Raw genomic sequence first — 23,188 nt, forward strand, 5'->3', positions numbered from 1 at the left:
GATGAACAGCTGCCTCTACCACGGCGTATTACGCCACCGCCGCCTCCAGCCGAAAAACCACGAATTCAGCTACAGCGTCTTTATGGCCTGGCTGGATCTCGATGAACTGCCGCTGCTGCCGTCCGTCGGCGTACGGCACAATCGCTTTGCCGCCGCCTCGTTCCACGACGCGGACTATCCGCTCGGCACGCCGCTTAAGGAGAACGTGCTCAGCAGGCTGGAGAGCCTGACCGGAGAACGTCCGGACGGGCGGGTCATGCTCCTGACGCAGCTGCGCTATTTCGGCTTTCATTTCAATCCGGTCAACTTTTACTACTGCTATGACGAGAAGGAGACGCTGCGCTGGGTGCTGGCGGAGGTCCGAAACACGCCGTGGAATGAACGTCATTACTATGCCGTCAACGGACAGAATGCACAGCCCACGGAAAAAGCGTTTCACGTTTCCCCCTTCAATCCAATGGACATGATCTACCACTGGCGCTTTAACGACCCGGATAACACGCTGCATATGCACATTGAAAATCATCAGGAAGCGAAGGTCTTTGACGCCACGCTGGCGCTGCGCCGGGAGCCTTTGACGCGCCCCGCGCTGCGTGGGCTTTTGGTGCGTATCCCGCTCATGACCCTGAAAACCGTTTTTGCCATTTACTGGCAGGCGCTGCGGCTCTGGCTCAAGCGCGTGCCGCTGTATAACCACCCCGTCAGCAGGAGTGAACGCTCATGACCGATCCCGTCTTTGCGTTAGAACCCGATATCCCGCGCAACGTGCGCATCGCGCGCTGGCTGCTTTTTCGTCTGTTAAGCGGTATCCGCGGCGGCTCGCTCACCCTGCGTGAAGGGGCGCAGACCTTCCATTTTGGCGAGACATCCTCCGCGCTGCACGCCGACGTACAAATCCTCACGCCCGGCGTTTACTGGCGAGTTTTAACGGGCGGTAGCCTTGCTGCCGCAGAAGCCTGGATGGACGGCGAATGGGAAACCACGCACCTTACGCCGCTTCTGGAACTGCTGGCGCTCAACGGCGAGGTGCTTGGCCGTCTGGAAAACGGGTTCCGCCTGTTCGGCAGGCCGCTGGAGCGTCTGCGCCACTGGACGCGACGTAACTCCCGCGCGCAGGCGCGTGAAAATATTGCCGCTCATTACGATCTGGGCAATACCTTCTATGCCCATTTTCTGGATAAAGAGCTGCTCTATTCCAGCGCCTTGTTTACGGAGGACGAGCAGGATCTGACGGCGGCCCAGCAGGCCAAAATGGCGCGCCTGTGTGACCAGTTAATGCTAGAACCGAATGACCACCTGCTGGAAATCGGTACCGGCTGGGGCGCGATGGCGGAATACGCGGCCCGTCATTATGGCTGTCGGGTGACTACCACCACGCTGTCGCGGGAGCAATACGTCTGGGCGACCGAGCGAATTGCGCGCGCCGGACTGCAGGATCGGGTCGAGGTGCTGCTCTGCGACTATCGCGACCTCACCGGACAGTACGACAAGCTGGTCTCGATAGAGATGATTGAAGCCGTCGGTCAGCGCTATCTGCCCACGTTCTTCCGTACCTGCCAGGCGCGGCTGCGCCCGGGAGGACGGATGGCGATTCAGGCCATCACGATTCAGGACCAGCGCTATCGCGACTACAGCAAAAGCGTCGATTTTATCCAGCGCTACATCTTCCCCGGCGGCTTCCTGCCGAGCATCACCGCGATGAACGAGCTGATGACGCGCCACACCGATTTCGTGGTGCGCAATCTGTTCGACATGGGGCCGGACTACGCCCGCACGCTGGCGCACTGGCGGCAGCGCTTTGTCCACGCCTGGCAGGAGATTGAAAAGCTCGGCTTTGATGAGCGGTTTCGCCGCATGTGGCTGTACTACTTTGGCTACTGCGAAGCCGGGTTTAACGCCCGCACCATCAGCGTGGTGCAGCTGACCGCCGAGCGCGTATGAAACGATATCTTCAGGTCTTTCTGCTGGCTGTCGCGTTCGATCTTTACTGGACGCTGGTGGTGCTCTTTCGCGAAAAGGGCCTGATTATCTGGCTCGCGCTGGCGATCCTGGCGTGCCTGCTCTTGCCGTCTGTATATCGTTTTTACGCCATCGGGCTGGCCGCGGCGGGCAGTTTGCTGGATACGCTCTGGGCGCTGACGGGACTGATAGCCTTCACGGGCGAGTCTCTGATGCCGCTATGGATGGTGGCATTGTGGCTGATGTTCGCCACCGTCTGGACGCAGCTGACGCGCACCACCACGTTGCCCGGCTGGCTGCTGACCCTGCTGGCCGCCGTGGGAGGCCCGGTGGCGTACATGATTGGCGAGCGGCTGGATGCCATCACGTTTCTGGAGCCGACCTTTATCGTCGTCAGCTGGATGGCACCGGGTTGGCTGGTGTTGATGCTGTTTTTCCACCTGCTGATGGGGAGACAAAAATGAGAGCTGCGATTTTGCTGCTTTGGCTGATCGCCATGTCTGCGGCCCAGGCCGCCGACTGGCTGGCGTGGCGTAAGGTGGGCGATGCCACGCTCACCTGGGGGCCGTTCACCGTCTACACCTCCCAGCTGCGTACGCCGGATGGGCGTTACGGTCGGGAGAACCAGGATCAGGCGCTGATAATTACCTATGCGCGCGACATCGATCGCGATGAGCTGGTCGAGGCGACCCGCGACCAGTGGCAGGCGCAGGGGATCCTGGCGCAGGAACCGCAAAGCGAAGCCTGGCTGCGGATGCTCCGGTCGCTGTGGCCCGATGTCCGACAGGGCTCACAGCTGGCGTTTGTTCTCAACGATAAGCAGGGGCAGTTCTGGTATCGCGACCCGACCCTTCAGAAAACCTTTATTCCCCTGGGACCACGCCAGTCAGAAGCGTTCAGCACCCGCTTTCTGGCCATCTGGCTCGATCCCCGCACGCAATACCCTGAACTGCGTCAGCAGTTAATCGGAGGCCAAAAATGAAACGTTTCCTGATGATGGCGCTGGCATTGACGATGCTTCTGGCGGGCTGTAGCACGGAGGTGACCGAGTACCGCCAGCAGCAGCCGCGGCTGGATATCTTCCACTACTTCCAGGGTAAAACTGAAGCGTGGGGGATGGTGCAGGATCGCAGCGGCAAGCAGATCCGTCGCTTTCACGTTGAGATTGCCGGGGATGTGATTGGCGATACGCTGACGCTCAACGAGCACTTCGTTTATGACGACGGTGAGAAGCAGCAGCGGGTCTGGCATATCCGGCGCCTGGGGAACGATCGCTATGAGGGCACGGCGGGGGATATTGAAGGGCTAGCAACGGGGCAGGCCGCAGGCAACGCGTTCAACTGGCATTACAGCATGAACGTGAAGGCCAACGGGAGCACGTGGCTACTGAACTTTGACGACTGGATGTACCTGCAGGATGAGAACCATCTGTTTAATAAAACCGAGATGAAGAAACTGGGCGTCACCGTCGCCACGGTAACGCTGTTCTTTACCCGTAAGACATGAGTCTAGTCGCGGGTGCTGTGAATTTTACTGCTCGAGTAGATGAACCAGAGAGCAATACCCAGGCAGACTACCGCCCCCAGACGGCTCGGCGAAAAGGGAATAGCGGCATTACCCAGCCAGCCAAAGTTATCAATCAACATGCTCATGGCGAGCTGGCCGAATATGACCGCCACCGTGGCGACGGCGGTGCCGATGCGCTGTACGGCGAGGACCATTATCACGATATAGGGCACGCCAAACATTGCGCCGAGAAGCTGCCATTTCGGCACGTCCAGCAGGCTGACGGCCTGCTTAGGCTCAAAGAAGAAAATCAGCAGGGCGGTCACCAGCGCGCCGACGGAAAAGGTCAGAAACGCGCTTTTGAATACGCCCACGCTGCTGCCGAGCTGTCCGTTGATTGCGGCCTGAATGCTCAGCGTCGCGCCGCCGCATACGGCCAGAAGAATCATAATCAGTGTCATACGTTACCCCTGCGCGACCAGAACCAGTGCCGCAATAATGAACCCCAGTGCAATAATGCGCTTTGCGTTTATCTTCCTGTGCGGCGAACCCAGCAGACCATAGTGGTCAATGATCAGGCTTTTAAAGACCTGGCCGGCCAGAATGCCAATCATGGTCATGGCAATGCCGATGGCGGGTGTCGCCACGGTCAGGATGACCACGTACACCGGACCGAGCACGCCGCCGAGCAGCTGCCAGCCGGGCTGTGCGAAAAACGACGGGCTGTTGCGCGGGCTGAAAAACAGCATCAGCAGAAACGTCAGCGCGGCGCCGACGCCAAAAATGCTGAACGTCGCCCATAAATCCCCGACCTTTCCCCCCAGCGGTCCCAGCAGGCCCGCCTCGACGGAGAGGCCCATCCCGCCAGCAATCACCAGTAAAATCAAAACCAACTGCATTCTTCTTCCTCCGTTTTCAGGCGAAGAAGATTACGTGGGTTGTCCAGTGAGAAAAATGCCATAATGGTGGAAACACCTTTGCGAGAAATGCATTAATGGTTGACGCCAGCAATATCAACATTCGCACGCTGCTGATCTTCATCGACGTGTATGAAGCGCAGAATTTCTCAGTCGTGGCGCGGCGGCAGGGCATTTCGGCCTCGCAGATATCGCGCGTGATCCACCAGCTTGAGGATGCGCTCGGGCAGCAGCTTTTCTATCGCAATACGCGGGCCGTCATTCCCACGGAAAGCGGTCATCTGTTTATCCGCTACGCCCGGTCAATGGCGGAAAACCTGGAAGAGGCGCGACGGGAGCTGGACGCGCGTGCGGTGGAACCGTCCGGTGCGATCCGCATTAACGGACCGGTGTTTTTCGGCCAGAAGCACATTGCGCCCGGCCTTCCCGGCCTGTCGGAACGCTATCCCCGCCTGAACGTAGAGCTGACGCTGACCGATGATTTTATCGACCCGCACCGCGATGCCGCCGACGTGATCTTCCGGATTGGCGTGCTAACGGACTCATCTTTTCACGCGCGGGTGTTCGGGCAGCAGGTGTATCATCTGGCCGCGTCGCCAGATTACGTGCGTAGACACGGTGCGCCTGAAGGACCGGACGATCTTAACCACCATCACTGTCTGGTCTATCGCGGATCGTCAGGGCCCAACCGCTGGCTGTTGCGCAGTGCAGGCGAGGCGTGGAGACACTATCCCGTAACGCCATTGATGACCTCGAATAATGCGGAAGCGCTGCTGGCTGCGGCGCTTGGCGGGATGGGGATCGTGCTGTTCCCGGACTGGCTGGTGAGCGAGCAGCTCCAGCGCGGTGAGCTGATTCCGCTCCTGCCCGCGCTGGAGTGCGCCATCAATACGGAACAGCAGGCGATCGCGGCGATCTACCCTGATGCCCGACATCCGCCCCTGAACGTCAGGGCGGTAATTGATTATTACGTTGAGCGTTTTGGTACGCCGCTTTACTGGCAAACGTAAGGGATTACGCGCCAAGCTCTTTGCGGATAATCTCTGCGCCAGCGCTGAGTGCTCTCAGCTTGCCGTTAGCAACCTGACGGGAGAGGGGAGCCATGCCGCAGTTGGTTGACGGATAAAGCTTGTCCGCATCGACAAACTGCAGCGCTTTACGCAGCGTATCGGCCACTTCCTCCGGCGTTTCAACCGTGTTGGTTGCTACGTCAATCGCGCCAACCATCACTTTTTTGCCTCGGATCAGCTCAAGCAGATCCATCGGCACGCGGGAGTTGTGGCACTCCAGGGAGATGATGTCGATGTTAGAGGTCTGCAGCTTAGGGAAGGCCTCTTCGTACTGGCGCCACTCGGATCCGAGCGTCTTTTTCCAGTCGGTATTGGCCTTGATGCCGTAGCCGTAGCAAATGTGTACCGCGGTCTCGCACTTCAGCCCTTCAATGGCGCGTTCCAGCGCGGCGATGCCCCAGTCGTTGACCTCGTCAAAAAAGACGTTAAACGCCGGTTCGTCGAACTGGATAATATCCACGCCCGCGGCCTCTAACTCACGCGCTTCCTGGTTGAGGATTTTGGCGAATTCCCAGGCCAGCTTTTCGCGGCTTTTATAGTGCGCGTCGTAGAGGGTGTCGATCATGGTCATCGGCCCCGGCAGGGCCCATTTGATCGGCTTGTCCGTAAGCTGGCGCAGGTACCTGGCATCGTCGACGAAGACCGGTTTCTGGCGCGCAACCGCAGAAACTACGGTCGGCACGCTGGCGTCATAACGGTTACGAATGCGCACCGTCTGGCGGTTCTCAAAATCAACGCCGCTCAGGTGTTCAATAAAGGTGGTGACGAAGTGCTGGCGGGTCTGTTCCCCGTCGCTGACGATATCGATTCCCGCACGGATCTGCTCATCCAGAGACAGGCGCAGCGCATCCTGCTTGCCCGCCAGCAGTTCCTGATCCTGTAATTTCCAGGGTGACCACAGCGTTTCAGGTTGCGCAAGCCAGGTCGGCTTTGGCAGGCTGCCAGCGGTAGAAGTCGGGAGCAATGTTTTCATAATAAAAGACCTTTTTTAATGTATTAAAGCGTGTAGTTATCAGACCACTGCTCAAGAATGTGTTTGTAAGGCTTAATAAAGTATTCTTCGGTAAACCGACCCTGTTCAATCGCCAGACGGCTTCGCTCTTCCCGGTCATACACAATTTTGGTTAATGAGTGATCCTGCTGGTTCAGATCCGGTCGGTAGCACAGCCCGGCCGCCGAGTTGGCGTTATAAATCTCCGGGCGATAGATCTTCTGGAACGTCTCCATCGTGCTGATGGTGGCGATCAGTTCGAGATCGGTGTAGTCGCTCAGCAAATCCCCGGTGAAGAAGAAGGCGAACGGCGCCACGCTGTGTTCCGGCATAAAGTAGCGGACGCTCAGGCCCATCTTCGCGAAGTACTGCTCCGTTAGCGATTCGCCGTCCGGCTGATACTCAACGCCCAGCACGGGGTGCTGGTTGCCGGTGCGGCGATAGGTATCTTTGCTGGAGACGCTCAGGCAAATCACCGGTCCTTTTGTGAAGTTCTCTTCGTATTCCGGTGAACTCACAAAATGGCGGAAAATATTACCGTGCAGTTCGCCAAACTTTTCCGGGATGCTGAAGTGCTGCTGGTTCTTGTTGTGCTCCAGCAGCAGGACGCTGAAATCATAATCCCGCACGTAAGACGAGAAGTTATTCCCGACGATGCCAGGGATGCGCAGGTTGTTTTTCTTGTCGACAATAGTGGTTTGCAGTATCTCAATAGCCGGGAACGGCTTTTCCGCGCCAATGTTCAAATCGACAGAGATGATTTCAAGCTCAACCGCATAGCGATCGGCGTTTGGGTTATCCCAGCGCGCCAGAGCGTTGAAGCGGTTGTTGATCATCACCAGCGTATTGCGCAGGTTTTCCTGACGTTTTTCCCCGCGCGCCAGGTTGGCAAAGTTGGTGGTCGTACGCGTATTTTCAGACGGGTTGTAATTCTCATCGAAGCAACTGCGCTTAAGGGTATATGTGAAAGCTTTGCTCATTGTGGTTATGCATCCTAAGTTCATGTTGCTAAGAAGTTACCAATGCATAATTTATGCCTGAGCCCGCGGCGCAGGGGAAGTGACTTAATTTCACTGCAACATGAGGGAAGTTCATGATGTTGATCACAAATTCCCACGACTCCCGTTTAGTGCCAGTTTTTTTGCTAAGCAGACGGCTTCTTGCCTGCCGATGTAGGGACCATAGTTGTCAATTACGCGGTAGCCATTTCGCTCATAGAATTTCACCGCACGAGCATTAACGTGTCGGGTTTCTAGCCAGATTTCGCTATAACCTAAACGCTGTGCCGACGCTTCAAGAAAAGCCAGTAAAACCTTACCAATACCCGGCTCGCTCCTGTCGGAATACATGCGTTTCAGCTCGGCAACCTGTTCGGAAAGTGGTCGTAGTGCGGCACATCCAACGGCATCACCTGTTTCATTCCTGGCGACCAACCACAGGGCGCGTTCGGCCATCATCGAGTCGACGTTAAAATGACGCGTACCGCCATCCCCGGTAATGTTCGCCAGTTCTGATGATAATTTTTCAATCAGACTCAGGGATTCAGAAGAGTGCAGGTCGGCTTTTTGAATCGTTATCATTGGAGTGTTCCATTGTGTTTTATTTTGCAGGCGTCAAATTATCAGACGGTTAAGGTGAACCGTCCTATGTTTTACTTATGTTTCGGCACGCCCTTAATGACGCTATAATCCCCAAAATTTCCAACCGGTTTAGAAACAATCATGACAAAACTCACCTTACAAGAGCAGATGCTGAAAGCGGGCCTGGTCAGCAGCAAGAAAGCGGCGAAAGTGCAGCGCACGGCAAAGAAATCACGCGTTCAGGCGCGTGAGGCTCGGGAAGCGGTAGAAGAGAACAAGAAGGCGCAGATCGAGCGTGACAAGCTGCTGAGCGAGCAGCAGAAGCAGGCCGTGATGGCGAAAGAGTTTAAGGCGCAGGTGAAGCAGCTGATTGAGATGAATCGCATCACCGTGGCGAAAGGCAACATCACCTTTAATTTCACCGACGGTAATCTGATCAAAAAAATCGACGTCGACAAGCAAACCCAGGCTCAGCTGATCAACGGTCGTCTGGCGATTGCCCGTCTGGTGATTAACGCCAGCGGCGACTGCGAATACGCAATTATCCCGGCGGTGGTGGCCGATAAAATTGCCCAGCGCGATGCCGACAGCATCGTGTTAAACAGCGCGCTCAGCCAGGAAGAGCAGGACGAAGACGATCCGTACGCGGACTTCAAAATCCCTGACGATTTGATGTGGTAAAACGCGTTCAGAACGGGGCGGCGTGACGGGCGTTAACCGGCTCTCCGCTCACGGGATGAATAAAATTCAGCTCGCTGGCATGCAGCATCAGCCGGGGCGTTCCTTCAGCGCCCGGTACGTCAAGACCACCATACAGATCGCAGCCCAGAATCGGGTGCCCCAGCCGCTGGCAGTGAATACGCAGCTGATGGGTTCGCCCGGTCTCCGGAGTAAGTTCAACCCGCGTTAACGGCAGTCCCGTCTCCTGATAAAACCGTTCCATCACCCGGTAGCGGGAGCGGGCGGGTTTCCCGGTGATGGCGCAGATCGACATCAGCGGGAACAGCGCCGGGTCTTTGGCAATCGGCGCATCGATTACACCTTCGTCATTTTCCACATGTCCGCAAAGCAGGGCGCTGTAGACTTTCTCCACGCTACGCTGGCTGAACTGCTGGCACAGTGCCGCGTTGATGGTCTTATTGCGCGCAACCACCATCAGCCCGGACGTGCCGAAGTCCAGGCGGTGTACCAGCGTGCAGCCGGGGAAGGTCTGGACCAGACGATAGTGAACGGAATCAAGGTTTTGCGGATTTTTTCCCGAGAGGCTGAGCAGGCCGGAAGGCTTATCGATCAGCAGCAGATGTTCATCCTGCCAGAGGATCTGAATGTCATCGTGACACGGTGGGGCAATAAAAGAATCAATAATCGCAGACATCGGGCCGCCCGGCTGGAGAGTGGGAGCGGATGATAACGAAATGCGGGGGAAAAGAAAAACCCTCCCACCGGGCGGTGAGAGGGTGAAGTCTTACGCTGCAACCAGGCTGTCGATGGCGGCTTTCGCATCGGTCTGCGCTTTGGTCGCCACTTCAGGACCGTAAGCGATACCTTCTGCGAACACGAAGTTCACGTCAGTGATGCCGATGAAGCCCAGGAACAGGCTCAGGTACGGCGCAACCAGGTCGGTTGGGGTGTCTTTATGGATGCCGCCACGGCTAGTCAGTACGATCGCACGTTTGCCTTTCACCAGACCTTCAGGGCCATTCTCGGTGTAACGGAAGGTTACGCCAGCGCGTGCCACCAGGTCGAAGTAGTTCTTCAGCTGGGTAGGGATGTTGAAGTTGTACATCGGGGCGTTGATGACGATAACGTCGTGCGCCTGCAGCTCGGCAATCAGCTCGTCAGAGAGCGCCAGGGCTTCCTGCTGACGTGGGCTCAGCGGTGCATCGCTTGGGCGCAGCGCGCCAACCAGCTCGCCATCCAGCACAGGAATTGGGTTTGCAGCCAGGTCACGCACGGTGATTTCGTCAGCAGAATGCTGTTCACGCCACTGTTCAACGAAGTAATCAGACAGCTGACCAGACTGAGAGTACCCTGCCAGAATACTGGATTTCAAAACTAATACTTTGCTCATGGGTGATTCCTGTTTTTGCATTTGATTGAAGGGGGTTGCCCCGTTGCTTGTTGAGACTCTATTCACAATCCTGCCATAGAGATAGCGCAATATATCGAAGCCTATGTTCGAATTTTTTGAATAAGGCGCGAAAGGCGTCATTGTGGTACTCTATAGCAATCATTAAAAAGAGAATTTATCAGGGCGTGTACTGCCCTTTAACGCTATGACAGAACAACAAAAATTCACCTTCCCGATGCTCCTGCAACAGCTCGATTCTCTGATGCTGCGCGACAAACAGCGTTTCGCCCGCCGTCTGCACGGCGTTAAGAAGGTTAAAAATCCTGATGCTCAGCAGGCCATTTACCAGGAGATGGCGAAAGAGATTGAACAGGCGGCAGGGAAAGTCTTGCTGCGCGAAGCCGCGCGACCGGCGATTACCTACCCGGAAAACCTGCCCGTCAGCCAGAAAAAACAGGACATCCTTGAGGCCGTCCGCGACCACCAGGTGGTGATTGTCGCGGGTGAAACCGGTTCGGGGAAAACCACCCAGCTGCCGAAAATCTGTATGGAGCTGGGCCGCGGGATAAAAGGCCTGATTGGCCACACCCAGCCGCGTCGTCTGGCGGCGCGCACCGTTGCCAACCGTATTGCCGAAGAGCTGCAGACGGAGCCGGGCGGCTGCATCGGCTACAAGGTCCGTTTCAGCGACCACGTGAGCGATAACACCATGGTCAAGCTGATGACCGACGGTATTCTGCTGGCGGAAATCCAGCAGGATCGCCTGCTGATGCAGTACGACACCATCATCATTGACGAAGCGCACGAGCGCAGCCTGAACATCGATTTCCTGCTCGGCTACCTGAAAGAGCTGCTGCCGCGCCGCCCGGATCTGAAAATCATCATCACCTCCGCGACCATCGATCCGGAGCGCTTCTCGAAGCACTTCAACAATGCGCCGATTATCGAGGTGTCAGGTCGCACGTATCCCGTGGAAGTGCGCTATCGCCCGATTGTGGAAGAGGCGGATGATACCGAGCGCGACCAGCTGCAGGCCATCTTCGATGCCGTTGACGAGTTGGGTAACGAAAGCGCGGGCGACATTCTGATCTTCATGAGCGGCGAACGCGAAATCCGCGATACCGCCGATGCGCTCAGCAAGCGCGACCTGCGCCATACCGAGATCCTGCCGCTCTACGCCCGTCTGTCAAACAGCGAGCAGAACCGCGTCTTCCAGCCGCACGGCGGACGCCGCATCGTCCTGGCGACCAACGTGGCGGAAACCTCGCTGACCGTGCCGGGGATCAAATATGTGATCGACCCGGGCACGGCGCGCATCAGCCGCTACAGCTACCGCACCAAGGTCCAGCGGCTGCCGATTGAGCCGGTCTCCCAGGCGTCCGCTAACCAGCGTAAGGGCCGCTGCGGCCGCGTGTCGGAAGGGATCTGTATTCGTCTCTATTCCGAAGACGATTTCCTGTCGCGTCCGGAATTCACCGACCCGGAAATTCTGCGCACCAACCTGGCGTCCGTTATCCTGCAGATGACGGCCCTGGGGCTGGGCGACATCGCGGCGTTTCCGTTCGTCGAAGCGCCGGACAAACGCAACATTCAGGACGGCGTGCGTCTGCTGGAAGAGCTCGGGGCGATTACCACCGACGAGCAGGCGACGGTTTATAAGCTGACGCCGCTGGGCCGCCAGCTCAGCCAGCTCCCGGTCGACCCGCGTCTGGCGCGCATGGTTCTGGAAGCGCAAAAGCACGGCTGCGTGCGCGAGGCGATGATCATCACCTCTGCGCTCTCCATTCAGGACCCGCGCGAGCGCCCGATGGACAAACAGCAGGCGTCTGACGAAAAGCACCGCCGCTTCCACGATAAAGAGTCCGATTTCCTCGCCTTCGTGAACCTGTGGAACTACCTCGGCGAGCAGCAGAAAGCGCTTTCCTCGAACCAGTTCCGCCGCCAGTGCCGCGTGGATTTCCTCAACTACCTGCGCGTGCGCGAGTGGCAGGATATCTACACCCAGCTGCGCCAGGTGGTGAAAGAGCTGGGCATTCCGGTGAACAGCGAACCGGCGGAGTACCGCGAAATCCATATCGCGCTGCTGACCGGCCTGCTGTCCCACATTGGGATGAAGGACGCCGAGAAGCAGGAGTATACCGGCGCGCGCAACGCCCGTTTCGCCATCTTCCCGGGTTCTGGCCTTTTCAAGAAGCCGCCGAAGTGGACCATGGTCGCGGAGCTGGTGGAAACCAGCCGCCTGTGGGGACGCATTGCCGCCCGTATCGATCCGGAATGGGTGGAGCCGGTGGCGCAGCATCTGCTTAAGCGCTCGTACAGTGAACCGCACTGGGAGCGCGCGCAGGGCGCGGTGATGGCGACCGAAAAAGTGACCGTTTACGGCCTGCCGGTGGTCGCCGCGCGTAAGGTCAACTACAGCCAGATCGATCCGGCTCTGTGCCGCGAGCTGTTTATCCGCCACGCGCTGGTGGAGGGTGACTGGCAGACGCGGCACGCCTTCTTCCGTGAAAACCTGAAGCTGCGCGCCGAAGTGGAAGAGCTGGAGCATAAATCGCGCCGCCGCGACATTCTGGTGGACGATGAGGCGTTGTTTGAGTTTTACGACCAGCGCATCAGCCATGATGTGATTTCCGCCCGCCATTTCGACAGCTGGTGGAAGAAGGCCAGCAAAGAGACGCCGGACCTGCTCAACTTTGAAAAGAGCATGCTGATTAAAGAGGGAGCGGAGTCGGTCAGCAAGCTCGACTACCCGAACTTCTGGCATCAGGGCAACCTCAAGCTGCGTCTGACCTATCAGTTTGAGCCAGGGGCAGACGCGGACGGCGTGACCGTCCACATTCCGCTGCCGCTGTTAAACCAGGTGGACGAGAGCGGGTTCGAGTGGCAAATCCCCGGCCTGCGCCGCGAGCTGGTGATTGCGCTGATCAAATCCCTGCCGAAACCGGTGCGTCGAAACTTTGTGCCTGCGCCAAACTACGCGGAAGCGTTTCTGGGCCGCGTAACGCCGCTGGAGCTGCCGCTGCTGGACGCGCTGGAGCGTGAATTCCGCCGCATGACCGGGACGACCATCGACCGCGACGACTGGAACTGGGATCAGGTGCCCGATCACCTGAAAATCAGCTTCCGCGTGGTGGACGATAAAAACAAAAAGCTGCTGGAAGGGCGTTCCCTCAGCGAGCTGAAAGAGGCGCTGAAAGGCAAAGTTCAGGAGACGCTCTCTGCGGTGGCCGACGACGGCATCGAGCAGAGCGGGCTGCATATCTGGAGCTTTGGCCACCTTCCGGAGAGCTACGAGCAGAAGCGCGGTAACTATAAGGTTAAAGCCTGGCCGGCGCTCGTGGACGAGCGCGACAGCGTGGCGATCAAGCTGTTTGATAACCCGCAGGAACAGCAGCAGATGATGTGGCGCGGGCTACGTCGCCTGCTGCTGCTCAACATCCCGTCGCCGATTAAATATCTGCACGAGAAGCTGCCGAACAAGGCCAAGCTGGGGCTCTACTTTAACCCGTACGGTAAGGTGCTGGATCTGATTGACGACTGCATCTCCTGCGGCGTTGACAGACTCATTCACGAAGCGGGCGGCCCGGTCTGGACGGAAGGGGGCTTTGCTCAGCTTCATGAAAAGGTGCGCGCGGAGCTGAACGACACCGTGGTGGAGATTGCCAAACAGGTCGAGCAGATCCTCACTGCCGTGTTCAACATCAACAAGCGCCTGAAGGGACGCGTGGATATGACCATGGCGCTGGGACTGTCGGACGTGAAGGCGCAGATGACCGGACTGGTTTACCGCGGCTTTGTCACCGGCAACGGCTTTAGCCGTCTTGGCGATACGCTGCGCTATCTGCAGGCCATTGAAAAACGCCTGGAGAAGATGGCTATCGACCCGCACCGCGACCGGGCGCAGATGCTGAAAGTGGAGAGCGTGCAGCAGGCGTGGCAGCAGTGGCTCAACAAGCTGCCGCCAGCCCGTCGCGACGATGAAGACGTCCAGGCGATCCGCTGGATGATCGAGGAGCTGCGCGTCAGCTTCTTTGCCCAGCAGCTCGGTACGCCGTATCCGATTTCGGATAAGCGTATATTGCAGGCGATGGAACAAATCAATAATTAATTAATAACAAGTGGGGGTTAAATGTTTACAAACCTTAAAATAGAGAATTTTAAAGCATTCTCAAGTGAGCAAGAGATCGATTTTGCACCAATCACACTTATCTTTGGTCAAAACTCCTCGGGTAAAAGTTCTATTATTCAGTCCATTTTGGCACTGAAGCAAACGCTGTTAAATCCTACTAACAATGCCAGTTTTATAACTAGCGGGTCTTGCATTGATCTAGGAGGGTATTTATCAGCTGTAAACTCTCATGATGCAAAAAAAGATATTAAATTAGAAATTTCCTTTGTTAATAATCTTTCACCTCAAGAGTATAATGATGAGTTTTTAGAATATCCAATATTCTCAATAACTGATGTAAGAAATGTTGGTTTCAAATATAGTTACTCTAATAAAGAAGGGGTAAAAGATAGTTTCTTGAGGGATTTCTCATACTCTGTTCAAACACAAGGTTCTCGACACAAAAAAATAGAGTTAAATATAAAGAAAGGTGTGACGGGATTTACAAAAACTTTAGATGAAACATATTATAGTGATACGAATTCCTTAAAATCATTTTTCTCGTTCATAACTAGGCCGAGTAATAAACAAATGGCTAAGGAAATTGAGCCGATTAACAGGATGATTTATGAATCACTCGCAACAGGTGTGTATAAAGTAAGAAAAGACATTGCAATGCCTCTGATGCTAAACGGTGATGTTATGGTTAATATTCCAAATGGATATCTTCAAAAAATATCGGAAGAAATCAAATTCGAATTCAATAAAACAAAATATTTGGGTCCATTGAGAACTCATCCTAAAAGATTTTATCAAGCTGGTAAAGACATGGCTTCTAAAACCAAAGGTGAAACAAACTTAGGGGGAGAGTTGTATGAGGCAGGTGAAAGTGTAATATCTGAAATAAATAAATGGTTGGAGTCTTTTGAAATACCATATAACATCAATGTCAATAATTTAGGCGACGAAACAATTGGAGATGTTATTTCTGTTATCCTAAATGATAAAAGAACTAATACGTTAGTTACTCCAGCTGATGTTGGTTTTGGTATCGGGCAGGTAATGCCTATTGTCACAGAAGCTATAGCATCAAAAAACATTACAATATGTGTTGAACAGCCTGAAATTCATTTGCACCCTCGCTTACAAGCACATCTTGCCGATTTATTCATCGACTCCGTTAATCCTGCTGGTAAGAATAATCAGTGGATCATTGAAACTCATAGTGAATCACTAATGTTAAGGATTCAAAAGAGGATTCGTGAGAAAAAAATAGATTACCGATTAGTAAAGGTTTTTTATGTAATTCCTGATTCTGACGGTTCAAAGATTATGGAGCTTCCATTAGATAGCGATGGTGACTTTACTGTACACTGGCCTGAAGGATTTTTTGACGAAAGGCTTGACGATCTTTTTGGAGTTTAATATGTTAACTGAATTCCATTTTGATGAAGAATTATTATCATGTGATGAAATTATTTCAGAAGTATCTCATGCTTTGAATATCTCTTTGCTAGAGTTTTGGTATGAGAGAGGATGTCTTGTTTTTCCTTATTCACATTTAATAAAATACAAAGAATGGATGCAATATATTCATCCAAAATATATACAGAAATGGCAGGCAGCTTTGGCTTCCAACTTAACTGTAGACATGCCAAATGGATATAGGATGATTAGTGAATATGAGGATTTTAACGCTTTAACAACATCTTGCGTTTCTAACGGAATAGATTTGGTATTAGTTCCCGGTAGTTTTGATAAGCTTGGTATAACATCAGATAATGATTTTTATAGTGATGTAATTGACATAACTAAGGTGGGTTCATTTTTATCATCTCCTGTTATTAATCGCAACAAAATATTTTCCACCAAAGGTATTCTTCCTGGTGAAGATATCAATGATATATGGGAAAAACAGTTTTTGAAAGTTGCTAAACACTCTAAAAAGATAACCATAATAGATAGATATTTCGGTAAGAATCTATGTGATGATATTTTGATTGAAACTCCTTTAAAAAAAACATGTCTTCACAAATTTATCGAGCTTTTATCTGTTGCTAACAAGAAGTTCAATGTTAACATCTTGACTGTTGGCGATGGAAAAAATTCACAGATGCATTTGAATATTGAAACCTATGCTCGAAGGTTATTACAGAAACCAGGTGTGGGTAATACAATCTCCTCTTTAACAATATCTTCCTGTGATGATATTGTATTTAGAGATCATTCACATGAAAGATATTTATGCTTTGAATCCTTTGTTTATAAAATTGACCGTGGGATGAAAATATTCTCTCCTTTTCCACAAGTGGCAACGTCAATTTCTGTTGATCGAAACATAGCAGGATCGACCTTTAATCATGCATTGCAGGAGTTGATGAAAAAAAGGTTATGGGTTTACTGAGAAGTATTTGGCGCAAAGAATATGTGATCTTTGCGCTTTTAAATCTTATTAGCATCTTATTTTATATATTAATACAATCAGGACATTACAATCGCCAACGTAAACCCATCCCATCCCTTAACCCCCACCGTTTGCAGCGCGGTGGCGGTTAAGCGCGGGTTATCCCCCGTCATCTCGATAAAACGCCGCACGCCCAGCACGCGCGCGTCGTCGCTTTGCCCGTTAATGACCTCGCCGTCGCGGACCACGTTATCGCCGATGATCACCGTGCCGGGACGGGAATAGTGCAGCGCCCACTCCAGATAGCCGGGATTGTTTGGCTTATCGGCATCAATAAAGATCAGGTCGAACGGCGGAACGTCGCCGAAATTCTCCAGCGAGCTCAGCGCCGGGCCTTCAATTAATTCAATGCGTTCGTTTAACCCGGCAAGCTGAATATTCTCGCGCGCAACGCGGGCATGCGTGGGATCTGCCTCAAGCGTAATCAGCTTACCGTCCGGCGGCAGCGCACGCGCCATCCAGATTGAGCTGTAGGCACCCAGCGTCCCAATCTCAAGAATGCGTCTTGCCTGCGTCATGCGCACGAACAGCGCCAGCAGCTGCCCCTGATTGGCCGCTACGTCGTGCTCGGGGAGCCCGGCGCGTTTGTTGTTTTCCAGAACCTGATTCAGTACGTCATCGTCAGGAATAAGCGACGAAATCATGAAATTATCAACTGCAGACCACTGTTGTTGCATAGATTGTCTCCTGAGGGGGAATCGCCGGGTGGCGGCTGCGCCTTACCCGGCCTACGTGACGAAATCCAGGCCCGTTAAGCGCCTTCAGACATTGACCCAGCCGCCGCCCAGCGCTTTATACAAATCAATCTGCGCAAGCAGCAGGTTGTTTTTCACCTGCACGACGCTGGTCTGAACCGAGTACAGCGTGCGCTGGGCGTCCAGCACGTCCAGATAAGAGGAGTAGCCGTTGCGATTGCGGTTCTGCGCAATGCGCAGCGTCTCCTGGGCCACCTCCTGCTGGGCAAGCAGCTCCGTCAGCTGTTCCTGATAGCGACTTATCGCATCAAGGCTGTTGTTCACTTCGGCAAACGCGTTACGCACGGTTTTTTCATAGGCGTAGAGCACCTGGTTACGCTGGGACTGAGAAATATCTAACTGCGCATTCAGCGCCTGGCGGTTCAGCAGCGGGGCAAGGATACTACCTCCGACGCTCCAGAGCTGAAGCGGGTTGTCCAGCAGGCCGGAAAGGGTGCGATCCTGAACCGAACCGGTGGCGGTCAGGTTGATCGACGGCAGCAGGCTGGCGCGCGACGCCGCGAGCGAGGCGTCAGCCGCCACCAGCTGGCGTTCGGCCTGGACGATATCCGGCCTGCGGTTCAGCAGCGTAGAAGGCAGCTGTGTCGGCAGCGTAAGCGGCGTCAGTCCCGCGAAGCTTTCGCTGCGCGCCACCGCGCCGGGATTGCTTCCCAGCAGCAGGCTGAGGGCATTCTCCTGCTGCGCAATCTGATGCCGCAGCACGGGAACCTGCGCCCGCGTTGAGCGCAGTTCGGAATCCGACTGCATTAGCTCCAGGCGTGAGCTGTAGCCCGTCTCAAACTGACGTTTCGCGAGGTTAAACGCCTCTTCGCGTGATTTCAGGGTGGATTCGGTCACGCGCAGCTGTTCGTCAAGCGAGAGCAGGGTGACGTAGCCGGATGCAACGGAGGAGGCAACGGTCAAATCCGCGGCCGCGGCGGCGGCTTTTTGCGCCGCCAGCGAGGCCTCGGCGGCTCTGGCCGTGCTGCGGTTGACGCCCCAGATATCCACGTCATAGCTCGCCGTCAGGCTACCTCTGTACAGCGTGCCGTAGACCGGCAGCCCGGTCGCGGCGGACTGCGAACGGGCGCGCGTCCCGGTTACGCCCGCGTCAAGCGAAGGAAACAGGCTCCCGTCAGCTGCATAGACCCGCGCCTGATACTCGTTAATTCGTTCGCGGGCGATCAGCACGTCGCTGTTATTCTTAAGCGCCTGATCCACATAGCGGTTGAGGTGGTTGTCATGAAAATTGCGCCACCAGAGCTGCTCCGCCGGGCTGGCAGGGCCGGAGACGGTGCGCCACTGCGCAGGAATTTGCAGCGTCGGCTGCGCCGGTTTTACGTCTGCGGACTGGCATCCGGCCAGCATGACCGCCACCGCCAGCGCGGCAATCGGGCGAAGGATCATTACTTCGCCTCCCGCGTATCAATGGTCACCTGTACCGACATACCCGGACGCAGCAGCGCGGAATCTTCTGGCTTACCGAGCACCTCAATGCGCACCGGAATACGCTGGGCGATTTTGACAAAGTTGCCGGTGGCGTTGTCCGGCGTGATGGCGCTGAACTCCACGCCGGTCGCCGGGGAAATACTCTCCACGCGGCCCTGATACGCTTTGTTGTTCAGGGCATCTACGGTGAACTTCACCGGCTGGCCGACGCGCAGCTCTGCGAGCTGAGTCTCTTTAATATTCGCAATGACCCAGTGCTGAGGCGGCACCAGGGTGGTGAGATGGGTTCCTGCGGTCACATACGCCCCGAGACGCACGGCGATCTGGCCGAGCTGGCCGTCGCGCGGCGCCACGATGCGGGTGTTTAGCAGGTCAATCTGCGCCAGCTCAAGCGCCGCTTTCGCGTTTTCGACATCCGCCTCCAGCGCGCCGCGGTTCACAATCACCGTCTGCAGATCCTGACGCGACATCTCAAGGGCGGCTTTCGCCTGGTCGATGTCGGCACTGCCCTGGGCGGCACTGGCCAGCGCCGCGTCGCGCTCGCGAATGGAAAGCGAGCCGTCAGACGTCAGCTCTTTCACCCGCTTTAAATCCGCCTGGCTTTTCAGGCTCTGGGCGCGGGCATTTTTCAGCGCCGCGTCGTTTTTGGCAATCGTCGCTTCGGCGCTTTTACGCTGCTGCAGGTTGTTATTCAGGGCGGCAATTTTCATCGCCAGCTGCGCCTCGGCCTGATGCACGCGCTGCCGATAGATTCGGTCATCGATCTGCACCAGCAGGTCGCCTTTTTTGACCTGCACAAAGTCCTGAACCTTCACCTCGGTGATATAGCCGTTTACCTGCGGGCTTATAAACGTCGTCTGACCGCGCACGTAGGCGTTATCGGTAAACTGCGCGTGGCGGGTGAACGGCGGCAACTGCCACGCGTAAAGGATCACCAGCACGCCAACAATACCGATGGCGGCGGCGGTAAAAACGGAAACAATACGCACATTTTTGCGGGTGTTGGCCTGCTCTTTGGCGGCATCCTGCTGACTCATAAACTCTCCAGAACTCTTTCAATTATTTATTGCCGGTGGCGTTCTTCAGCGCCAGACGGGCAGTGATGCGCAGGCGCAGCAAGCGCCATAAAATCCAGACCAGCGTGGCGGCAGCGATGCTCGCCGTCAGCAGATAAGTATCGTTGTAAGCCAGAATATTCGCCTCCAGCGCGGTGACCGTTTGCAGCTGCGTTATCGCCTGGGTTCCCAGCAGCGCGCTGTCGCCAATCAGGCTTTTGTACATCTGGGTATAAAGCTGAATTCGCTCGTTGACCAGCGGGTTGAGCGTGGTGAGCTGGTCCGCCAGCAGGCTGGAGTGGTACTTCTCGCGCCAGGTCTGGAAGGTGCCGAGGATCGCGGAGCCCAGCAGGCCGCCGAGGTTCTGGCTCATGCCAAACATCACCGAGAAGCTGACCAGGTTGCGCGGGTCGGCGATCACGCCGCCAATGGCGGCCAGCATGGCGGGCGCCAGGAAGAAGGCGCTGCCGAAGCCGAGCAGGAACTGGCTTACCATCAGCTGATCCGGGCGGGTCAGGTTGTTAGACTGGCTGTCCAGCAGCGAGGCAACAATCATCAGCGCCAGGGAGGTAATAATTGGCCACGCCAGTTTGGTGGGCTTGATGGTGAGACAGCTGGTGACGATCCCGCAGACGATCCCGGCGAAAATAGACCACGCCAGGTGCGTCATCTGCTCGTTCTGTAAGCCTACGTACTGCAGCCAGCCGATGACGCCGGTGTTTTGTTCGGCCAGCACGATACGGATCAGCAGCATAATCAGCCCCAGGCGGACGATGCTGCCGCTCGACAGCCAGCGGGTGTTCAGCAGCGGGTTAGTGCGGTTATGTTCAAAGACGATGGCCGCCACAATGAGCACCAGCGATAGCGCCAGCGACCAGCCAATCCACGGCGCTTCGAACCACCAGTCAAGGCGGCCTAACGAGAGTACGGCGCAGAGCAGGGCCATCCCGGGGGCCATTAAAAAGAAGGTGATAAAGTCTTTTTTCTCGAATACCTTGCGCCGGTCGCCCGGCGGCAGTTTTAAGGCTATCACGCAGGCCAGGGAGATCAGCGCCAGCCCCAGCTCGAAGAAATAGAGCCCGCGCCACTCGTCCAGCTGCAGCAGCTCGGTCGAAAACAGACGCGCCAGCGGGATGGCGAGCGACGATCCGGTGATGCCGATGGTCAGCGCCTTCAGGCGGTGCTTCGCAGGCCAGGCCTGGATTTGATAGTAAATCCCCAGCGAGCTGAGCGCGGCGGCCACCATGCCGTGCGCGGCGCGCACTATCAGCGCCGAGCTGAGATCGTTAACGAACAGGTGGAAAAAGGTGACCAGCACGTACAGCACCAGAAACCCTTCCGTAAAGGCCCGCAAACCGTACTGCTGGCGGAATTTGACCAGAAGCAGGTTAATGGAAATGTTGGTCATCACATAGACCGCGGGCAGCCAGGCGATTTCAGTCGACCAGGCGCCGAATGTCCCCTGCAAATTTTGCAGGTTGGCGGTCACCACCGCATTCCCCAGCGCCCCCGTCAGGCAGACCAGCAGGCCCACGACGCCGTAGGCAATGCGTTTTGGCGTACTGTGTTCGGGCGTGGAGGGCGAACCCAGCAGGGCGGGTTTCTCATGTGGCTGCCACTCGCGAGGAGCATAAGGGTCGCGTTCGGGCAGGCGCATAACGTCGTTTACCTTAGAAATGATTGAATAATTAGCGGGCTAGCGATTCTACGTCTGCCGCAAATGATAATTCAAGTGAATATGATTTACGCATGTTAATCAAATGGTGAAGGGAAATTTAAGGAAAAAGAGCGGCCCGCAGGACGGGCCGGGAACGGTCAGAGACGTTCGGGCTGCGCCTGGATGAGTGTTGCACGCTTAACGCGGCTGGCGCAGAAAATCGCGATTAAGGAAATGGTTACCGTGACGGCAAGATACCAGGCCACCGGCACCCAGTCGCCGTCGTATTTCGCCAGCAGGCCGGTCGCAATCAGCGGGGCGGTACCGCCTGCCAGCGCGGCACCCAGCTGATAGCCGAGCGTAATGCCGGTGTAGCGCACGTTTGCACTAAAAATTTCAGAGCACAGCGTGCCGAGCACCGCCGTGACAGGGGCCCACAGCACGCCAAAGGCGATGACCGTCGCGAGCACGATGCCCCAGGTTGTACCGGTATTGAGCAGCATAAACCACGGTACGATAAACAGGCCCAGCACGAAGACGCTGATTGCGTACATGCGCTGACGGCCTATTTTATCGGAGAGCAACCCCATCAGCGGGATCATAATGGTCGCTACCAGAGCTCCCAGCGTCACGGCTTCCAGCGCCTGTGATTTTTGATAGGTCAGCGTGCTGGTGGCATAGCTCACTACAAACGTAGAGAAGATGTAGAAGGGGGCGGTTTCAACCACCTTCAGACCGGCGGCGATCAGCACTTCACGCCAGTGATGCTTCAGCGTATCGCGCAGCGGGGCCTTAGCCACCTGACCGGACGCTTTGACTCTCTTAAAATCGGGCGTTTCATCAATATCTTTGCGGATCCACAGGCCGAGCAACACCAGAACCGAACTCAGCAGGAACGGGATACGCCAGCCCCAGGAGAGAAAATCCTCCTCGCTGAACAGTGTCATCAGCGAAACGATAAAGGTTGCCATCAGCATGCCGATGGTGACGCCCGCCTGAGGAATGCTGCCGAAGAAGCCTTTACGTTTTTCTGGCGCGTATTCATAGGCCAGCAGCAGCGCGCCGGCCCATTCACCGCCGATGCCCATCCCCTGAATGATGCGCATCAGGATCAGCAGAGCAGGAGCCCACAGGCCGATCATCTCATATGTGGGCAGCAGGCCAATCATAACGGTTGCACCTCCCATCAAAGAGAGGGTCAGCACGAGGGTTTTTTTACGTCCGATGCGGTCGCCAATGTGGGCGAAAAGTACCCCGCCAATGGGGCGAATAAAAAAGGTTAATGAGAAAGAGAGATACGAGAGAATGAGCCCGATCACCGGATCGACCATCGGGAAAAAGATCTTATTGAAGACCAGCGCGGCCGCCGTACCGTAGAGAAAATAGTCAAACCATTCAATGGCGCTCCCGGTAAGGCTGGCGATTAATACCTTTTTATTTTTTCGTAATACCGTCGTCGTACTTTCATGTTCTGTCATGACCTGAAACCCCGCCACGTTGATGATGAGAGAGAGGTGTCACCTGGCGCGCTTCAGGTGCAACCTGTGATGATGAAAAAGGTTGTGAAATTGTTAAGCAACTTAGGGTTGGATGTTGCTTTTGGCAAGCGCAGGGGGGATAAAACTGG

General features: G+C 55.5%; 22 protein-coding genes. 10 read left to right on the forward strand and 12 right to left on the reverse strand.

What is annotated here, in order from left to right; all coding sequences use genetic code 11:
• Position 1: 1 nt before the first annotated feature.
• Genes PUP35_RS10120 through PUP35_RS10140 form a run of 5 tightly spaced genes read left to right on the forward strand, consistent with a single transcriptional unit; the run spans position 2 to position 3,465 of the window.
• Complete coding sequence (locus PUP35_RS10120) at positions 2–724, forward strand: DUF1365 domain-containing protein (protein ID WP_115874991.1); 723 nt, start codon at positions 2–4, stop codon at positions 722–724.
• Positions 721–1,941, forward strand: a complete 1,221-nt coding sequence (locus tag PUP35_RS10125; protein WP_274243072.1) for an SAM-dependent methyltransferase — start codon at positions 721–723, stop codon at positions 1,939–1,941. The genes PUP35_RS10120 and PUP35_RS10125 overlap by 4 nt, the downstream gene beginning before the upstream one ends.
• The gene (locus PUP35_RS10130; RefSeq protein ID WP_274243073.1) at positions 1,938–2,423 is read left to right on the forward strand and encodes a DUF2878 domain-containing protein; all 486 of its coding nucleotides are present in this window, start codon (positions 1,938–1,940) and stop codon (positions 2,421–2,423) included. Before PUP35_RS10125 ends, PUP35_RS10130 begins: the two co-directional genes overlap by 4 nt.
• Positions 2,420–2,941, forward strand: a complete 522-nt coding sequence (locus tag PUP35_RS10135; protein WP_274243074.1) for a hypothetical protein — start codon at positions 2,420–2,422, stop codon at positions 2,939–2,941. Before PUP35_RS10130 ends, PUP35_RS10135 begins: the two co-directional genes overlap by 4 nt.
• Positions 2,938–3,465, forward strand: coding sequence for a DUF3833 domain-containing protein (locus PUP35_RS10140; RefSeq protein WP_274243075.1), 528 nt, complete (start codon positions 2,938–2,940; stop codon positions 3,463–3,465). The genes PUP35_RS10135 and PUP35_RS10140 overlap by 4 nt, the downstream gene beginning before the upstream one ends.
• A gap of 2 nt (positions 3,466–3,467) precedes the next feature.
• Here PUP35_RS10140 and PUP35_RS10145 read toward each other — a convergent pair whose 3' ends face one another.
• Together PUP35_RS10145 and PUP35_RS10150 are read right to left on the reverse strand one after the other, a co-directional pair.
• Entirely contained in the window at positions 3,468–3,926 is a 459-nt protein-coding gene (locus PUP35_RS10145) for a DMT family transporter (RefSeq protein ID WP_127730741.1), read from the reverse strand.
• Positions 3,927–3,929: 3 nt separating this feature from the next.
• Positions 3,930–4,364, reverse strand: a complete 435-nt coding sequence (locus tag PUP35_RS10150; RefSeq protein WP_047075294.1) for a DMT family transporter — start codon at positions 4,362–4,364, stop codon at positions 3,930–3,932.
• Between the two features lie 95 nt (positions 4,365–4,459).
• On the opposite strand from PUP35_RS10150, the gene PUP35_RS10155 reads away from it, so the two are divergent.
• Positions 4,460–5,392 carry a LysR family transcriptional regulator gene (locus PUP35_RS10155; RefSeq protein WP_274243076.1) on the forward strand — a complete coding sequence of 311 codons (933 nt, stop codon included), beginning with the start codon at positions 4,460–4,462 and terminating at the stop codon, positions 5,390–5,392.
• A gap of 4 nt (positions 5,393–5,396) precedes the next feature.
• Here PUP35_RS10155 and PUP35_RS10160 read toward each other — a convergent pair whose 3' ends face one another.
• The 3 genes from PUP35_RS10160 to PUP35_RS10170 all read right to left on the reverse strand — a co-directional run bounded on the left by PUP35_RS10160 (position 5,397) and on the right by PUP35_RS10170 (position 8,023).
• Positions 5,397–6,425, reverse strand: a complete 1,029-nt coding sequence (locus PUP35_RS10160) for a methionine synthase (RefSeq protein ID WP_111964677.1) — start codon at positions 6,423–6,425, stop codon at positions 5,397–5,399.
• 23 nt (positions 6,426–6,448) lie between these two features.
• Positions 6,449–7,423 (reverse strand): DUF1852 domain-containing protein, encoded by a 975-nt coding sequence (locus tag PUP35_RS10165; RefSeq protein WP_271367827.1) that lies wholly within the window; start codon positions 7,421–7,423, stop codon positions 6,449–6,451.
• Between the two features lie 123 nt (positions 7,424–7,546).
• The gene (locus PUP35_RS10170; RefSeq protein WP_127730749.1) at positions 7,547–8,023 is read right to left on the reverse strand and encodes a GNAT family N-acetyltransferase; all 477 of its coding nucleotides are present in this window, start codon (positions 8,021–8,023) and stop codon (positions 7,547–7,549) included.
• 141 nt (positions 8,024–8,164) lie between these two features.
• Here PUP35_RS10170 and PUP35_RS10175 point away from each other — a divergent pair, with 141 nt between their 5' ends.
• Positions 8,165–8,704 carry a DUF2058 domain-containing protein gene (locus tag PUP35_RS10175; protein ID WP_115875000.1) on the forward strand — a complete coding sequence of 180 codons (540 nt, stop codon included), beginning with the start codon at positions 8,165–8,167 and terminating at the stop codon, positions 8,702–8,704.
• A gap of 7 nt (positions 8,705–8,711) precedes the next feature.
• On the opposite strand, the gene PUP35_RS10180 is transcribed toward PUP35_RS10175, so the two are convergent.
• The gene (locus PUP35_RS10180; protein ID WP_274243077.1) at positions 8,712–9,398 is read right to left on the reverse strand and encodes an RluA family pseudouridine synthase; all 687 of its coding nucleotides are present in this window, start codon (positions 9,396–9,398) and stop codon (positions 8,712–8,714) included.
• A gap of 90 nt (positions 9,399–9,488) precedes the next feature.
• Complete coding sequence (gene azoR / locus PUP35_RS10185; RefSeq protein WP_008502313.1) at positions 9,489–10,094, reverse strand: FMN-dependent NADH-azoreductase; 606 nt, start codon at positions 10,092–10,094, stop codon at positions 9,489–9,491.
• Between the two features lie 205 nt (positions 10,095–10,299).
• On the opposite strand from azoR, the gene hrpA reads away from it, so the two are divergent.
• Genes hrpA through PUP35_RS10200 form a run of 3 tightly spaced genes read left to right on the forward strand, consistent with a single transcriptional unit; the run spans position 10,300 to position 16,606 of the window.
• On the forward strand, positions 10,300–14,202 hold the full coding sequence (gene hrpA / locus PUP35_RS10190; protein ID WP_274243078.1) for an ATP-dependent RNA helicase HrpA: 3,903 nt from the start codon (positions 10,300–10,302) through the stop codon (positions 14,200–14,202).
• 21 nt (positions 14,203–14,223) lie between these two features.
• Positions 14,224–15,627: an AAA family ATPase gene (locus tag PUP35_RS10195; protein WP_274243079.1), complete on the forward strand. Its 1,404-nt coding sequence runs from the start codon at positions 14,224–14,226 to the stop codon at positions 15,625–15,627.
• A 1-nt stretch (position 15,628) separates the two neighbouring features.
• Entirely contained in the window at positions 15,629–16,606 is a 978-nt protein-coding gene (locus PUP35_RS10200) for a hypothetical protein (RefSeq protein WP_274243080.1), read from the forward strand.
• A 77-nt stretch (positions 16,607–16,683) separates the two neighbouring features.
• Here PUP35_RS10200 and PUP35_RS10205 read toward each other — a convergent pair whose 3' ends face one another.
• From PUP35_RS10205 to PUP35_RS10225, 5 genes are all read right to left on the reverse strand, one after another.
• Positions 16,684–17,343, reverse strand: coding sequence for an O-methyltransferase (locus PUP35_RS10205; protein WP_274243081.1), 660 nt, complete (start codon positions 17,341–17,343; stop codon positions 16,684–16,686).
• 84 nt (positions 17,344–17,427) lie between these two features.
• A complete protein-coding gene (locus PUP35_RS10210; protein ID WP_274243082.1) occupies positions 17,428–18,807 on the reverse strand; it encodes an efflux transporter outer membrane subunit in 1,380 nt (459 codons plus the stop codon).
• Positions 18,807–19,886 (reverse strand): HlyD family secretion protein, encoded by a 1,080-nt coding sequence (locus PUP35_RS10215; protein ID WP_274243083.1) that lies wholly within the window; start codon positions 19,884–19,886, stop codon positions 18,807–18,809. The genes PUP35_RS10210 and PUP35_RS10215 overlap by 1 nt, the downstream gene beginning before the upstream one ends.
• Before the next feature lie 22 nt (positions 19,887–19,908).
• A complete protein-coding gene (locus PUP35_RS10220) occupies positions 19,909–21,561 on the reverse strand; it encodes an MFS transporter (protein WP_274243084.1) in 1,653 nt (550 codons plus the stop codon).
• Between the two features lie 158 nt (positions 21,562–21,719).
• Positions 21,720–23,039: an MFS transporter gene (locus PUP35_RS10225; RefSeq protein WP_274243085.1), complete on the reverse strand. Its 1,320-nt coding sequence runs from the start codon at positions 23,037–23,039 to the stop codon at positions 21,720–21,722.
• Positions 23,040–23,188: the final 149 nt, after the last annotated feature.

Origin of the sequence: Enterobacter sp. S-33 (assembly GCF_028735835.1) — a bacterium.
Classification (GTDB): Bacteria; Pseudomonadota; Gammaproteobacteria; order Enterobacterales; family Enterobacteriaceae; genus Enterobacter; species Enterobacter vonholyi.

Bases quoted from the DNA above. Each gene is read 5' to 3' on its own strand.
- PUP35_RS10120 (WP_115874991.1), top strand. From the start codon at position 2: ATGAACAGCTGCCTCTACCACGGCGTATTACGCCACCGCCGCCTCCAG.
- PUP35_RS10125 (WP_274243072.1), top strand. From the start codon at position 721: ATGACCGATCCCGTCTTTGCGTTAGAACCCGATATCCCGCGCAACGTG.
- PUP35_RS10130 (WP_274243073.1), top strand. From the start codon at position 1,938: ATGAAACGATATCTTCAGGTCTTTCTGCTGGCTGTCGCGTTCGATCTT.
- PUP35_RS10135 (WP_274243074.1), top strand. From the start codon at position 2,420: ATGAGAGCTGCGATTTTGCTGCTTTGGCTGATCGCCATGTCTGCGGCC.
- PUP35_RS10140 (WP_274243075.1), top strand. From the start codon at position 2,938: ATGAAACGTTTCCTGATGATGGCGCTGGCATTGACGATGCTTCTGGCG.
- PUP35_RS10145 (WP_127730741.1), bottom strand. From the start codon at position 3,926: ATGACACTGATTATGATTCTTCTGGCCGTATGCGGCGGCGCGACGCTG.
- PUP35_RS10150 (WP_047075294.1), bottom strand. From the start codon at position 4,364: ATGCAGTTGGTTTTGATTTTACTGGTGATTGCTGGCGGGATGGGCCTC.
- PUP35_RS10155 (WP_274243076.1), top strand. From the start codon at position 4,460: ATGGTTGACGCCAGCAATATCAACATTCGCACGCTGCTGATCTTCATC.
- PUP35_RS10160 (WP_111964677.1), bottom strand. From the start codon at position 6,425: ATGAAAACATTGCTCCCGACTTCTACCGCTGGCAGCCTGCCAAAGCCG.
- PUP35_RS10165 (WP_271367827.1), bottom strand. From the start codon at position 7,423: ATGAGCAAAGCTTTCACATATACCCTTAAGCGCAGTTGCTTCGATGAG.
- PUP35_RS10170 (WP_127730749.1), bottom strand. From the start codon at position 8,023: ATGATAACGATTCAAAAAGCCGACCTGCACTCTTCTGAATCCCTGAGT.
- PUP35_RS10175 (WP_115875000.1), top strand. From the start codon at position 8,165: ATGACAAAACTCACCTTACAAGAGCAGATGCTGAAAGCGGGCCTGGTC.
- PUP35_RS10180 (WP_274243077.1), bottom strand. From the start codon at position 9,398: ATGTCTGCGATTATTGATTCTTTTATTGCCCCACCGTGTCACGATGAC.
- azoR (WP_008502313.1), bottom strand. From the start codon at position 10,094: ATGAGCAAAGTATTAGTTTTGAAATCCAGTATTCTGGCAGGGTACTCT.
- hrpA (WP_274243078.1), top strand. From the start codon at position 10,300: ATGACAGAACAACAAAAATTCACCTTCCCGATGCTCCTGCAACAGCTC.
- PUP35_RS10195 (WP_274243079.1), top strand. From the start codon at position 14,224: ATGTTTACAAACCTTAAAATAGAGAATTTTAAAGCATTCTCAAGTGAG.
- PUP35_RS10200 (WP_274243080.1), top strand. From the start codon at position 15,629: ATGTTAACTGAATTCCATTTTGATGAAGAATTATTATCATGTGATGAA.
- PUP35_RS10205 (WP_274243081.1), bottom strand. From the start codon at position 17,343: ATGCAACAACAGTGGTCTGCAGTTGATAATTTCATGATTTCGTCGCTT.
- PUP35_RS10210 (WP_274243082.1), bottom strand. From the start codon at position 18,807: ATGATCCTTCGCCCGATTGCCGCGCTGGCGGTGGCGGTCATGCTGGCC.
- PUP35_RS10215 (WP_274243083.1), bottom strand. From the start codon at position 19,886: ATGAGTCAGCAGGATGCCGCCAAAGAGCAGGCCAACACCCGCAAAAAT.
- PUP35_RS10220 (WP_274243084.1), bottom strand. From the start codon at position 21,561: ATGCGCCTGCCCGAACGCGACCCTTATGCTCCTCGCGAGTGGCAGCCA.
- PUP35_RS10225 (WP_274243085.1), bottom strand. From the start codon at position 23,039: ATGACAGAACATGAAAGTACGACGACGGTATTACGAAAAAATAAAAAG.